General features: G+C 66.3%; 12 protein-coding genes. 8 read left to right on the top strand and 4 right to left on the bottom strand.

What is annotated here, in order from left to right; translation table 11 throughout:
* Position 1: 1 nt before the first annotated feature.
* Together C7I84_RS05880 and C7I84_RS05875 are read right to left on the bottom strand one after the other, a co-directional pair.
* A complete protein-coding gene (locus C7I84_RS05880; RefSeq protein WP_106771221.1) occupies positions 2–1,168 on the bottom strand; it encodes an alpha/beta hydrolase in 1,167 nt (388 codons plus the stop codon).
* 100 nt (positions 1,169–1,268) lie between these two features.
* Positions 1,269–2,726, bottom strand: a complete 1,458-nt coding sequence (locus C7I84_RS05875) for a TrkH family potassium uptake protein (protein WP_106771220.1) — start codon at positions 2,724–2,726, stop codon at positions 1,269–1,271.
* A 134-nt stretch (positions 2,727–2,860) separates the two neighbouring features.
* On the opposite strand from C7I84_RS05875, the gene ilvA reads away from it, so the two are divergent.
* The 7 genes from ilvA (at position 2,861) to C7I84_RS05840 (ending at position 8,448) form a co-directional block, all read left to right on the top strand.
* Entirely contained in the window at positions 2,861–4,111 is a 1,251-nt protein-coding gene (ilvA, locus tag C7I84_RS05870; protein ID WP_106771219.1) for a threonine ammonia-lyase IlvA, read from the top strand.
* Positions 4,108–4,497: a VOC family protein gene (locus C7I84_RS05865; protein WP_106771218.1), complete on the top strand. Its 390-nt coding sequence runs from the start codon at positions 4,108–4,110 to the stop codon at positions 4,495–4,497. Before ilvA ends, C7I84_RS05865 begins: the two co-directional genes overlap by 4 nt.
* Positions 4,498–4,534: 37 nt before the next feature.
* A complete protein-coding gene (locus C7I84_RS05860; protein WP_106771217.1) occupies positions 4,535–5,071 on the top strand; it encodes a DUF1697 domain-containing protein in 537 nt (178 codons plus the stop codon).
* A 161-nt stretch (positions 5,072–5,232) separates the two neighbouring features.
* Positions 5,233–5,520: an Asp-tRNA(Asn)/Glu-tRNA(Gln) amidotransferase subunit GatC gene (gatC, locus tag C7I84_RS05855; RefSeq protein WP_106771216.1), complete on the top strand. Its 288-nt coding sequence runs from the start codon at positions 5,233–5,235 to the stop codon at positions 5,518–5,520.
* Positions 5,517–5,984, top strand: coding sequence for a GNAT family N-acetyltransferase (locus C7I84_RS05850; protein WP_106771215.1), 468 nt, complete (start codon positions 5,517–5,519; stop codon positions 5,982–5,984). Before gatC ends, C7I84_RS05850 begins: the two co-directional genes overlap by 4 nt.
* Positions 5,985–5,995: 11 nt before the next feature.
* Entirely contained in the window at positions 5,996–7,564 is a 1,569-nt protein-coding gene (locus tag C7I84_RS05845; RefSeq protein WP_106771214.1) for an amidase, read from the top strand.
* Between the two features lie 77 nt (positions 7,565–7,641).
* The gene (locus tag C7I84_RS05840) at positions 7,642–8,448 is read left to right on the top strand and encodes a YdcF family protein (RefSeq protein ID WP_106771213.1); all 807 of its coding nucleotides are present in this window, start codon (positions 7,642–7,644) and stop codon (positions 8,446–8,448) included.
* Positions 8,449–8,585: 137 nt separating this feature from the next.
* Here the strand turns inward: C7I84_RS05840 and C7I84_RS05835 are convergent, their stop codons facing one another.
* Positions 8,586–9,311, bottom strand: a complete 726-nt coding sequence (locus C7I84_RS05835) for a DUF599 domain-containing protein (protein WP_106771286.1) — start codon at positions 9,309–9,311, stop codon at positions 8,586–8,588.
* Positions 9,312–9,918: 607 nt separating this feature from the next.
* Between C7I84_RS05835 and C7I84_RS05830 the strand changes: the two genes are divergently transcribed.
* On the top strand, positions 9,919–11,319 hold the full coding sequence (locus tag C7I84_RS05830; protein ID WP_106771212.1) for an L-serine ammonia-lyase: 1,401 nt from the start codon (positions 9,919–9,921) through the stop codon (positions 11,317–11,319).
* Positions 11,320–11,563: 244 nt separating this feature from the next.
* On the opposite strand, the gene C7I84_RS05825 is transcribed toward C7I84_RS05830, so the two are convergent.
* On the bottom strand, positions 11,564–12,778 hold the full coding sequence (locus C7I84_RS05825) for a winged helix-turn-helix domain-containing protein (protein WP_106771211.1): 1,215 nt from the start codon (positions 12,776–12,778) through the stop codon (positions 11,564–11,566).
* Positions 12,779–12,867: the final 89 nt, after the last annotated feature.

The raw sequence follows: 12,867 nt of genomic DNA, 5'->3' as shown, positions 1-12,867 counted from the left end.
GCTACTGCCCGACCGCGATCCGCAGCACGTTGATCGGCGTGGTGATCACGACCTCCGCCGCCGAGGTGAGCGTGCCGGTGATGCCGCGCGTCAGCGATGCGACGCGCTCGTTGGCCTCTTCCTCGTTCGTGGCCAGTCGGCCGTTCTGCGCCAGCCTCTCGCCGAGAATCTTGATGAGCACCGGGTTCTCGGCGAATTTCGTGTGGTTCAGCCTGTCTTCGGTCTGAACCTTCGACAGGTCGACGGCGACGACGCCCAGCTTGGCGATCTCCTCGGCATTGCTGTAGTCGCCGAGGCGCGGCCGTCTGCCCGCGATCAGGCTGGAAATCTGCAAGGCCCGGTCGTCGCTCGACAGGAACAGGATGAACGGCTTTTCCGGCACGCCGTAGCGGGCCATCTGCGCCTTGAACACGTCGACGTCGATGTCGGGCGAGGCCAGCACCACGTCGCCGAGCTTGCCGCCCAGCGTGCGGTCGCCGGAGATGGCCAATTGCCGCAACGCCTCCACCGTCACCCAATTGCCCATCGAATGGGCGATGATGTCGACACGCTTGGCGCCGGACTTGGCGACCAGCCGCAGCGTCGCCTCGAGCGCGTCACGGGCGGCGCTGGCGCTGTTGCTGTCGTAGACATAGTCGACCGTGCTGCCACCTGACGCCCAGGTGAACAGCACCGGCGTTCCCTTGTAGCCGGCGTCGTGCACGATCTGCGTCATCCGGTAGACGGCGCCGTCGAAGGCGGTGTTGTAGCCGTGGATGAACACCAGGGCGCGGCCCTCGTGGCTGGCGATGTCCTTGCGTAGCGCTGCGCCGAACGCGTCCTCCCCGCCATAGGCGGTGACGGCCTCGGCGACGAAGAACTTGGCCGGATCGGCCGGCTGGCGCGCCTTGCGGCGCTCGATCGCGCCGGTCTTGTGGATGGCCGGAACGGTGATGTCGACCTTGGCGTAGCTGGTGTCGGGCGAGCGCCGCCCGTCGAACACCTCGGCGGCTTTGTCGGATTTGTGCCGGGTGGTGGCGACGAAAATCTCGTGCCGCCCGGCGATGGCGCTGGCCGGAGCCGCGACGACCTTCTGCGCCAGCAGGTCGCGCGTCTGCTGTCCGGCGCAGCCGGCAAGGGCGAGCGCGCAGGCGATCACCGCCAGTCTCGCCAGACGTCCCCCGAACATGTCCCTCGGCATCGACCCTACGCTCTGCCCTCTCCAGACTTCTGTATCCCGCCGCGAAGCCGCGGTCCAGCCGCGCGCCGCGCATGCCGCGCATTGCCGGTCAGCGAATCCAGAAGGCCGGCGAGAACAGCACCAGCACGGCAAGGATCTCCAGGCGCCCGAGCAGCATCAGGAAGGACAGGATCCATTTCGACGTGTCCGGCAGCGAGGAGAAGTTACCGACCGGGCCGATGATCGGTCCCAGCCCGGGGCCGACATTGGTCAGCGCCGTCAGCGCCCCCGTCGTGGCGGTAATGAAGTCGAGCCCGGTCGCGCCGAGCAGGATCGTGCCGATCGCCCAGATGACGAAGAAGGAGGCGATGAACAGGATCACCGTGCGCTGCATGTCGGGGTCGACCGAGCGGTCGCCGTAGCGCACCGGCAGCACCGTGTGCGGATAGATCAGGCGCTGGATGCCGTTGGCCATGAGCTCGAACAGGATGAGGAAGCGGTAGGCCTTGATGCCGCCGGTGGTCGACCCCGAGCAGCCGCCGAGGAAGGTTGCGACGAAGATGCAGGCGACGGCGAACGGCCCCCACAGGGTATAGTCGTCGCTGGCGAAGCCCGCCGTGGTGATGATCGACACCAGGTTGAAGGTCGAATGGGTGAGCGCGTCGAAGAACGGCATGTCGAGTCTGACCCGCAGGTAGATGGCGATCGCCAGCGAGAAGACGATGCAGTAGCCGGCGAACACGCGGATCTGCGGGTCGCGCAAGGCGTCCAGCCGGCCGCGCACGGCGAACAGGATCATGATCGAGAAGGGCAGGGCGCCGATGAACATGAAGATGCTGCCGGTCCACAGGATCGCCGGCATGTCGGCATAGCGCAGGAAGGAAGTGTCGTGGGTGGAGAAGCCGCCGGTCGCCACCGTCGACATGGCGTGGTTGACCGCGTGGAAGGGCTCCATGCCGCCTGCCGCGTAGGAGATCGCACAGGCGGTCACCAGCGTACCGTAGATGCCGATCAGGCTTATGGTGAAGGTCTGGAAGCGCTCGAACGGGCGATCCTCGATGTCGGAGGATTCGATCTTGAAATAGGAGACGCCGCCGATGTTGAGGAACGGCAGCAGGAACAGGCCGAGCACGATCACCCCGAGACCGCCCATGAAGGAGAGCAGCGAGCGCCACAGAAGCAGGCCTGGCGGTGCCTGGTCGAGCCCGTTGATCACGGTGCCGCCGGTGGTGGTCACCCCCGAGACCGACTCGAAGAAGGCGTCCGTGAAGCTCAGTTCGAGCGAGGAGGCCATGAAGGGCACTGCGCCGGCGACGGCCATGGTCAGCCACAGCAGGTTGACCAAAAGAAAGCCGAAGCGCGTGTTCACCTGCGGCGCGCGGCCCTGTGTGGCGAGCGCCACGGCCAGCGCCAGCCCGCCCAGGAACAGCGCCGAGAAGGCGAAGGCCTTCCAGTCGTCATTGCCGTAGTAGAGGTCGACAAGCGCCGGCAGCAGCATGGCGACCGACAGGTAGATCGCGAAAACCGCTGCGACGTGGACGGCTGCGCGGACGGCAGATCTGTTCACGGAAAAGCGGACCCCACTCGCGATCGGACGGCATACCCGCCGCCTTGCAGGGGCGGACAGTGGCTTCGACAAAGCGAATATGCAATAGCGCCGAGCAGCACTCCAAAGGAAATGAGCTTGGGCGGAACGATGCAATGACCGACTTTGCCGAAGGCGTCGCAGCGGCGGCTATCGCGCTGCGCGACCTTTTCCCGGAGACGCCGCTGCAGGAGAACGTCTACCTGTCGCACAAGACCGGCGCACGCATCTTCCTGAAGCGCGAGGATCTGTCGCCGGTGCGCTCCTACAAGATCCGTGGCGCCTTCAACTTCTTCCGCAAGGCGCTGGAGGCGGGCAGCAGCGCCGAGCTGTTCGTCTGCGCCTCGGCCGGCAACCATGCGCAGGGTTTTGCCTTCGTCTGCCGCCATTTCGGCAAGCGCGGCGTCGTCTTCATGCCGACCACCACGCCGCAGCAGAAGATCGACAAGACGAGACATTTCGGCGGCGGCTTCGTCGAGATAAGGCTGATCGGCGACTTCTTCGACGATTGCCTGCGGGCCGCGCTCGCCTTCGCGGACGAAGCCGGCGGCCACATGGTGCCGCCTTTCGACCACAGGGACATCGTCGAGGGCCAGGCGACGGTCGCGCTGGAGATCGCGGCGCAGATGCCGGAGGCACCCGACATGGTGGTGCTGCCGGTCGGCGGCGGCGGGCTGGCCGCCGGCGTAACCCGCTACCTGACCGGCCTGGGGCAGACGCCGCGTTTCGTCTTCTGCGAACCGGCCGGCGCTCCGAGCTTCAAGGAGACGCTGCGCACCGGCAAGCGCGTGAAGCTTGCAAAGGTCGACAACTTCGTCGACGGCGCGGCGGTGGCCGAGATCGGCCGCGAGCCCTTGCGGCATCTGAAGGACTTTCCGGAGGATGCGGTGCGGCTGATCCCGGAGAACCGGCTCTGCGCCACCATGATCGAGATGCTCAACGTCGAGGGCGTGGTGCTGGAGCCGGCCGGCGCGCTCGCCATCGACGCGCTCAAGGATTTTTCCAGGCGCGAGCTCAAAAACAAGACCATCGTGTTGGTCGTCTCCGGCGGTAATTTCGACTTCGAACGGCTGCCCGACGTCAAGGAGCGGGCGTTGCGCTTCGAAGGGCTTAAGAAGTATTTCGTGTTCCGCTTCCCGCAGCGCCCGGGCGCGCTGCGGGATTTTCTCGCGCTGCTCGGCCCCGACGACGATATCGTGCGCTTCGAGTATCTTAAGAAGTCGGCGCGCAACTTCGGCTCCGTGCTCATCGGCCTGGAAACGAAGGATTCCAGGAACTTCGGCGTTCTAGCGAAACGGTTCCACGAAGCCGGCTGGGCCTATCAGGACATCACCGACAACGAGACGCTGGCGGGGTTCATCATATGAGCGGCAAGGTCAGGATGCGATCGCTCGATCACGTCGTGCTTTGCGTGACGGACGTGGCGGCCACGATTGCCTTCTATCGACGGGTACTCGGAATGGAGGCGCGCCAGGAGCGGCCGGGAAAATGGTCGCTGCATTTCGGCTCGAACAAGATCAGCCTGCAGGACGCGGGCACGTCGCCATCGATTGCCGCTGTGACGGTGCCGGGAAGCGGCAATTTTTGCCTGCTCACTGACATGCCGATAGGCGAATTTGTGGCCCATCTGGAGCGGGAGGGCGTCATGATACTGGAAGGGCCTGCCCAGCGGCATGGTGCGGTCGGGCCGATCCTGTCGGTCTATTTCAACGATCCGGACGGCAATCTCGTCGAGGTCAGCAATCAGCTATGATGGGCGCTTCTGCTTTTCCGAACGGAGACTTGGTGCCGTGACCGTCTACATCCTCTTGTTCCGTGGCGTCGGCGGCGCGACGCAGCTGCCGACCGCGCCGCTGCGCGAAGCCCTCAGCGCGGCGGGTTTCGAGAATGTCGCGACCTACATCAACAGCGGCAACGCAATCGTGCGGACCAGCCTGTCGCGCGACAAAACCGTTGCCAAGGTTGCTGAGATCTGCCGCGAAAAGTTCGGCTTCACCAAGGCGATCCATGCGCCGACCCTGCAGGAATGGTCGGAGCTGATCGCCAAAAATCCGTTTCCGGATGCGGTCTCGGTGCCGAAATTCCTGCACGCCGCCGTGCTGGCCGAGGAGCCGGACGAGAAGAATGTCGAGGCGATTCGTGCCCTTGCCGGGGACGGCGAGCGCATCGCGGTTGTTGGCAAGGTCGCCTATATCCACACGCCGGGCGGCTTCGGCGTCTCCAGGATGGCGGAAAAGTTCGACAAGCTCATCGGCGTCGAGAACACCGCCCGCAACTGGAACTCGGTGCTGAAGCTCGAGGAGCTGGCGAAGAAGGCGGCGGCCTGACTTGTTCATGCGCAGCCCCTCGGCGACGCTCGCAGCGTCTCGCCATGGCCGGCGCCATGCGCGGGCCCCGAAACCCGCGCGAAGCGCCGGTGGCTGTTGCACCCACGGCGCCCTGCCGGTATAGCCGCAGAAACGCCCTGCCGGTCTGCCGGAGTTTCAACATGTCCGTGGATACCACCACCGTGAAGCGCGTCGCGCGCCTTGCCCGCATCGCCGTCACCGACGAGGATGCCGAGCGCATGACCGGCGAGCTCAATGCCATCCTCGGCTTCGTCGAGCAGCTCAACGAGGTGGATGTGACGGGTGTCGAGCCGATGACCTCGGTGACGCCGATGGCGATGAAGAAGCGGCGGGATGCCGTCACCGACGGCGGCAAGGCGGCCGACATCGTCGCCAATGCGCCGGCCACGGCCGAGCACTTCTTCCTCGTGCCGAAGGTCGTGGAATGACGACGGCCGTCGAGATCGCCGTCGAAAGCCCGCTGCAGGACGAGGTGAGGGCGCTGATCGCCGAGCTCAATGCCGCGCTGCTGGAGCTGACGCCGCCGGAACACTGCTACCACATGACCGCCGAGCAGATGGCGGAACCGGACACGACCGTGTTCATCGCGCGCGAAGACGGCCAGGCGGTCGCCTGCGGCGCGCTGAAGCGCCATGCGGGTGGAATCGGCGAGGTGAAGCGCATGTATACCCGCCCGGCATTCCGCGGCCGTCGCGTCGGCGCCGGCATCGTGTCGCGCATCGAGCGCCTTGCGCGTGACGAAGGGCTGACGCGGCTGGTGCTGGAAACCTGCGACCGCCACCCGGCCGCCTGGGCCGTCTACGAGCGGGCCGGCTTCACCCGCTGCGGGCCGGTGCTCGACTACCCCGCTTCTTCCTATTCGGTCTTCTACGAGAAGACCCTGGCCAACTGAGCGCGACGACCATGACCGACCTGACCAGACTGACGATCGCGGACGCCCGCGACAAACTGCGCGGCAAGGAGATCACCTCGGCCGAGCTGACCGACGCCTATCTCGATGCGATCGACGCGGCGAATGCCACCCTCAACGCCTATGTCGCGGTGACCCACGACAAGGCCCGCGACATGGCGAAAGCCTCCGACGCGAAGATGGCGAAGGGCGAGGGTGGCGCGCTGGAGGGCATTCCGCTCGGCATCAAGGACCTGTTTTCGACCGAGGGCGTGCACACGCAGGCCTGCAGCCACATCCTCGATGGGTTCAAGCCGCGCTATGAATCGACCGTCACATCCAACCTTTGGGCCGACGGCGCCGTCATGCTGGGCAAGCTCAACATGGACGAGTTCGCCATGGGCTCCTCCAACGAGACCTCGCATTACGGCCCGGTCGTCAATCCGTGGCGGCGCCAGCGCCTCGAGCAGAGCGTGACGCCGACGATCCATCTGGACGAAGGTGGGTTCGTCCCGGCCGGCGGCGGGGTGCGGGAAGCGCGCACGCTGGACAATGCGCGGCTGGTGCCGGGCGGCTCCTCGGGCGGCTCGGCAGCGGCGGTCGCCGCCTTCCTGTGCGCCGGCGCGACCGCGACCGACACCGGCGGCTCGATCCGCCAGCCGGCAGCCTTCACCGGCACGATCGGCATCAAGCCGACCTACGGGCGCGTGTCGCGCTGGGGCGTGGTGGCCTTCGCCTCGTCGCTCGACCAGGCCGGACCCATCGCCCGCGACGTGCGCGACGCGGCGATCCTGCTGAAATCGATGGCCTCCGTCGATGCGAAGGATACGACGTCCGTCGACATGCCCGTGCCCGACTACGAGGCGGCCATCGGTCGCCCGATCAAGGGCATGAGGGTCGGCATCCCCAAAGAATACCGCGTCGACGGCATGCCCGAGGAGATCGAGGCGCTGTGGCAGAAGGGCATCGCCTGGCTGAAGGATGCCGGCGCGACAATCGTCGACATCTCGCTGCCGCACACGAAATACGCGCTGCCGGCCTATTATATCGTCGCCCCGGCGGAAGCCTCGTCCAACCTCGCCCGCTACGACGGCGTGCGTTACGGGTTGCGCGTGCCGGGCAAGGACATCGTCGACATGTACGAGAAGACGCGCGCCGCCGGTTTCGGCCGCGAGGTCAAGCGCCGCGTCATGATCGGCACCTATGTGCTGTCTGCCGGATATTACGACGCCTATTACCTGCAGGCGCAGAAGGTGCGCACGCTGATCAAGCGCGACTTCGAGGCGGTGTTTGACGCCGGCGTCGACGTCATCCTGACGCCGGCGACACCGTCCGCGGCCTTTGGCATCGCCGACGAGGACATGGCCTCCGACCCGGTGAAGATGTACCTCAATGACATTTTCACGGTCACCGTGAACATGGCCGGCCTGCCGGGCATCGCCGTTCCCGCGGGCCTCGACGCGCGCGGCCTGCCGCTCGGTCTCCAGCTCATCGGCAAGCCGTTCGACGAGGAGACGCTGTTCCAGACCGCCCATGTCATCGAGCAGGCGGCCGGGCGGTTCCAGCCGGAGAAGTGGTGGTAGGCCAATCCGGCATTGGCAGGAAAGGTTCGCGCGAAGCAGCGTGGCCTTTCGACAGATGCTGTCCGGCGGTCTGAGCCATGTTCTTCTACCTCTCCAAAATCTTCTGGTTCTTCGCCCAACCCCTCAATCTCGTTATCTTTCTGCTGGCGGCGGGGCTCGTCTTCGGCTTTTTCCGACGTAAGCGGCTGATGCAGGCAGGCATGGCGGCCGCCTTGGTCATCCTGGCGATTGCCACCTGGACCTCATTTGGCCAGACCTTGCTCAATCCGCTAGAGGAACGCTTCCAGCGCCCGAACCCGGTACCAGAAAAGGTCGACGGCATCGTCGTGCTCGGCGGCGGGCTGGAAGGGGCGATCAATCTTGTGCGCGGCGGCTACGAGCTCAATGCCGGCGGCGACCGCTACGTCGAGGCGGCCATCCTGGCGCGACGCTATCCCAAGGCACGGATCGTGGTGACCGGCGGTGCCGGCACGCTCGTGCTCGAAGGCGAGGGCGATGGCGCCACCGCGCCGCGGCTGCTGACGGCGCTCGGCGTCGATCCCGCCCGGCTGGTGCTGGAGAATGAATCGCGCAACACCTATGAGAACGCGGTCTTCACCAAGCGCCTGGTTTCACCGGCTCCAGGCGAGACCTGGCTGTTGGTGACCTCGGCCTTCCACATGCCGCGCTCGATGGCGCTGTTCGAAAAAGCCGGCTTCGCCATACTGCCCTGGCCGGTCGACTACCGCACCAGCGGCCGCGAAAGCCTGTTCTTCGCCGACAATGCCATCGATTCGGTTCAGGCCACCACGCTTGGCATCCGCGAATGGATCGGGCTTCTCGCTTATTGGCTGTCGGGGCGCATCGATTCACCGTTTCCTGAAGCGAGGCAAGTAGGGCAGTAGGGCGACCGTACTCAGCCGCCCCGAAACTCATGTAAAATGGAAAACTGTAACGCGACCCATTGACTGTACGGCAAGGTCGCGTTCCCCTCCTACTGCCCTACTGCCCTACTGCCCTACTGCCCTACTGCCCTACTGCCCTACTGCCCTACTGCCTGATCCCTACTGCCTTCCCCCAACGCTACCCGTCGCGCCTCGGAGAAGAACTGCCGGTGCAGGAGCACGGCGAACAGCAGGCAGGTGGTGAGCGCCAGGGCCGCCGGATTGATGAACCAGCCGAGATAGGCGATCGAAAAGAAGATGGCGCGCAGCCCGGCGTTGAAATGCGCGCCGGCCAGCATGTTCATGCACGCGGCGCGCTCGATGCCCGCCTCCAACTCGGCCGGATCGTGGGCGGCGTCCTTGTGCATGGGCACGGCGCCGACCAGGATCGAGCAGTAGTTGAACAGCCGGTAGGACCAGCCGAACTTGAAGAAGGCGTGGGCGAGGATGGCGATCAGGCCCAGCACTTTGAACTCGAAGGCCTGGCGCGACGGCTGCGCTGCCAGCGGCACGTCGGCGACGATCATCAGCACATGATCCGAGGCGTTGAGCAGGGCGAAGCAGCCGCCGATGGCGATCAGCGCGCTGGACGCGAAGAAGGCCGTACCCTGCTGCAGGCCGACCATGATGCTGGTGTCGATCATGCGCAACTCGCGCCGGCCCATGGTGCGCATCCAGGCAAGCCGCTGCGCATTCATGGCGGTGGTGAGCGATACGCGCCTGGTTATGTGGCCGCCGGCCGCCAGCCCGTGCACCACCCAGACCGCCAGGAAGAAGGCGAGGGCGACGAGATCCCCGAGCGTGAGAGGCAGCGATTCGGCCATGCCGCCAGCGTAATGCGGCGAATGCCGGAAAGGGAGCGGGCATTGCCGGGATTTCCAGCGCATGGCCATCCGGACCGGACACGCCTCGAATCCGCCTCACCAGTAAAGGCATGGTTTACCGCGAGGTGCCGGTAAATCGCTGATTTTGTTAAAATGCATAGTGCTTGAGACACAATGGCCCGCCTGCCTGCCACGGTTTCGCCGTTTTTCCCGTTGCGAAAGTGGCGCCGAAGGCGTATTGAGCCGGCTGATCGGGGCCCGCCAGGCGATGCGTCGGCGGGACCAGCAACAACAGGAATATCATGGACGACGGAATTCAGAAGTCCTGCTGGGGCCTCACCGCCAAGGCGGTCATCGGCTTCGCGGGCATCGTGCTTCTCGCTTGGTTGGTCGGAGGCAACGCGCTTCTCGCTACAGGTTGACCGGCGGCCGAATACTCCTCTCCGAAGGCGCGGGCGACCGCGCCTTTTTCTTTGCCGAAAGACGCTTCTGCGCTGGCCATGTCGCGGCCGGAGAAGCGGATTTCGGCCTGAGCCTAGTCCCAGCCTAGCAAAAGCCCGATATGTAGCCAAAGGGCGTCGGCACGCCCTCAGCCAGGGAGCGCCGCTTGTTTCTGTCCGTGTTCGACCTGTTCAAGATCGGGATCGGCCCTTCGAGCTCGCACACGATGGGGCCGATGACGGCGGCGCGGCGCTTTCTCGACGAGGTCGCCGGCAGCGACTGGCCGCGCCCGGCCGGCACCAGGGTCGGCCGCCTCGGCGCCAGCCTGCACGGCTCTCTCGCCTATACCGGGATAGGGCATGGGTCCGATCGCGCGGTCATTCTCGGGCTCGCGGGCGAGACGCCGACGACGGTCGACCCCGACAAGGCTGATGCGCAGATCGAGGCGATCAAGGCGGCGAAACGCATTTCGCCGCCCGGCCATCCCTCCTATCGCTTCGACCCGGCCGTCGATCTGGTGCTCGACAGGAAAACGGCGCTGCCCGGGCACGCCAACGGCATGACTTTCTACGCTTATGACACGGATGACCATCTGGTGCTGCGCCGTGTCTTCTATTCCATCGGCGGCGGCTTCGTCGTGTCGGAGGAGGAGTTGCAGCGCATGAAGGGCGGGACGGCGAAGGCCGCCGGACCGGACGTGCCATATCCCTTCGCCGATGCGGCCGAAATGCTGTCCATGGCCGATGCCAGCGGCCTCTCCATCGCCGAGATGAAGCGCGCCAACGAGGAAACGGTGACCTCACGCGAAAAGCTCGACGAAGGGCTGGACGCCATTTGGTCTGCCATGCGCGGCTGTATCGAGCGGGGCCTTAGCCAGGAGGGCATCATGCCGGGCGGCCTGAAAGTGCGCCGCCGCGCCAAGATGCTGCACCAGAAGCTCGACGAGGAGTGGCGACAGAACCGGCCGAACCCGCTGCTCGCCAATGACTGGCTGTCCGTCTACGCCATGGCCGTCAACGAGGAGAACGCCGCCGGCGGCCGCGTGGTGACTGCGCCGACCAACGGCGCGGCCGGCACGCTGCCGGCGGTGCTGCGCTACTGGCTGCATTTTCATCCCGATTCGGATCACCACGGCATCCGCGACTTTCTGCTCACCGCCGCTGCCATCGGCGGCATCATCAAGACCAACGCCTCGATCTCCGGCGCCGAGGTCGGCTGCCAGGGCGAGGTGGGCTCCGCCTCGGCGATGGCGGCGGCGGGGCTGGCGGCAGTCATGGGCGGTAGCCCGCGGCAGATCGAGAACGCTGCCGAGATCGCGCTGGAGCATCATCTCGGCATGACCTGCGATCCCGTGGCCGGGCTGGTGCAAGTGCCGTGCATAGAACGCAACGCCCTGGGTGCGGTGAAGGCGGTGACGGCGGCCTCGCTCGCCATAAAGGGCGACGGCACGCATTTCGTGCCGCTCGACGCGGCGATCGAGACCATGCGCCAGACCGGCCTCGACATGAACGAGCGCTATAAGGAGACCAGTCTCGGCGGGTTGGCCGTCAACGTGGTGGAGTGCTGAGCGCCTCACGGTGCCGCGTGCCCGCGGACCGCGTCGCTCTCCTGTCGGCTCGACGTGAGACGGGCCCCTCTTAGGCGTTGGCCGCTGGTTTTCGATCCGAAGTGGAGCGCACCGAGTGGCAGCCGCGCCTTCCGGGGCCGACGCGGGCCGATCTCGGCCAGCCGGGCCGGAGCTGATGGAGATTCCGCCGAAGCTGCGGCGGGAACTGGCCGAGCTCGGCCTTCTTAGACCGGTTGCGCGAGGCTCACGCCGCCGCTGGCAGAATACCGGCAAGTGTCGGTCCAAGGTCGCCGGCGGGCAATACCTCGACGCGCTCCAGACCCAGCCAGTCGCGCATCAACTCCAGCTCTTTCGCGAGTTCGGCGCCCGTGTGCGACGGTGCTCCCGGTTCCGAATAAGCGGCCATCACACGCAGCACGCCGGCCGGCCGGTCGGCCTTGAGGTCGACGCGGCCGACGATGGTGTCGCCGAGCAGGAAGGGCAGGACGTAATAGCCGTACTGGCGCTTCTCGGCGGGCGTGTAGATCTCGATGCGATAGTGGAAGTCGAACAGCCTCTCGGCCCGCGAGCGCTCCCACACCAGCGGATCGAACGGGGCAAGCAGGGCGCGCGCCTCTACCTTGCGAGGCATGCGCGCGCCGGCGAAGAGATAGGCCGGGTTCCGCCAACCCTCGACGGCGACCGGCAAGAGGTCGCCCGTCTCGACCAGTTCCTCGACACGGCCCTTAATGTCGGCCGGCGACAGGCGAAAATAGTCGCGCAGGTCGCTCGCGGTGGCAATGCCGAGGGCGCGCGCGGAGCGCCGCAGCAATTCGCGATGCGCGTCCTCCGGCGCCGGCTCCGGCAAGGCGAGCACCTCCTTCGGCAGCACACGCTCGGGGATGTCGTACAGGCGTTGGAAGCCGCGGCGGGCCGCCGTGGTTATCCTGCCGGCCCAGAACAGCCATTCGAAGGCGTGCTTCTCGTCGCTCCAGCCCCACCAGCCGCCCTTGCCCTTCGCTCCGTCTATGTCGGAGGCGGCGATCGGGCCCTCCTCGGCGACGCGCCGGTAGATCAACTCGATCAGCGGGCGGTTGGCGTCGGCCCAGCGGGCCAGGCCCTTGTAGATTTCCCGGTCGTCATTGTCGCGCGCTCGCTCCATGCGCCAGCGCATCAGCGGCCAGGACTCGAGCGGCAGCAGCGACGCCTCGTGCGCCCAGTATTCGAACAGCATGCGCTTGCGGCCCGGTGCGGCCGCGTCGTCGAGCAGCGCCATCGGGTAGGCTCCGAGCCGCGAGAACAGCGGCATGTAGTGGGCGCGCACCACGGCGCTGACGGAATCGATTTGCAGCAGGCCGAGGCGTTCCAGCACCCTTGCCAGATGGCGGCGGGTGATTGGGCCAACCGGCCGCGGCTCGGAGAGCCCCTGCGCCGCGATGGCGATGCGGCGGGCGAGGGGCAGCGAGATTCGATCCTTCATGCGCGATTCACCAGCATTCGTCGGTGTTTGTTGCCGCAACCATATGGCCGACCCGCCCGGCACCCGTCCACCCGCTTTGCGGGGACCTC

Origin of the sequence: Kumtagia ephedrae (genome assembly GCF_003012745.1) — a bacterium.
In the GTDB taxonomy this organism is placed as follows: Bacteria; Pseudomonadota; Alphaproteobacteria; order Rhizobiales; family Rhizobiaceae; genus Kumtagia; species Kumtagia ephedrae.
Note: the sequence above shows the minus strand (reverse complement) of the source record. Positions and strands in the feature narration are given on the sequence as shown.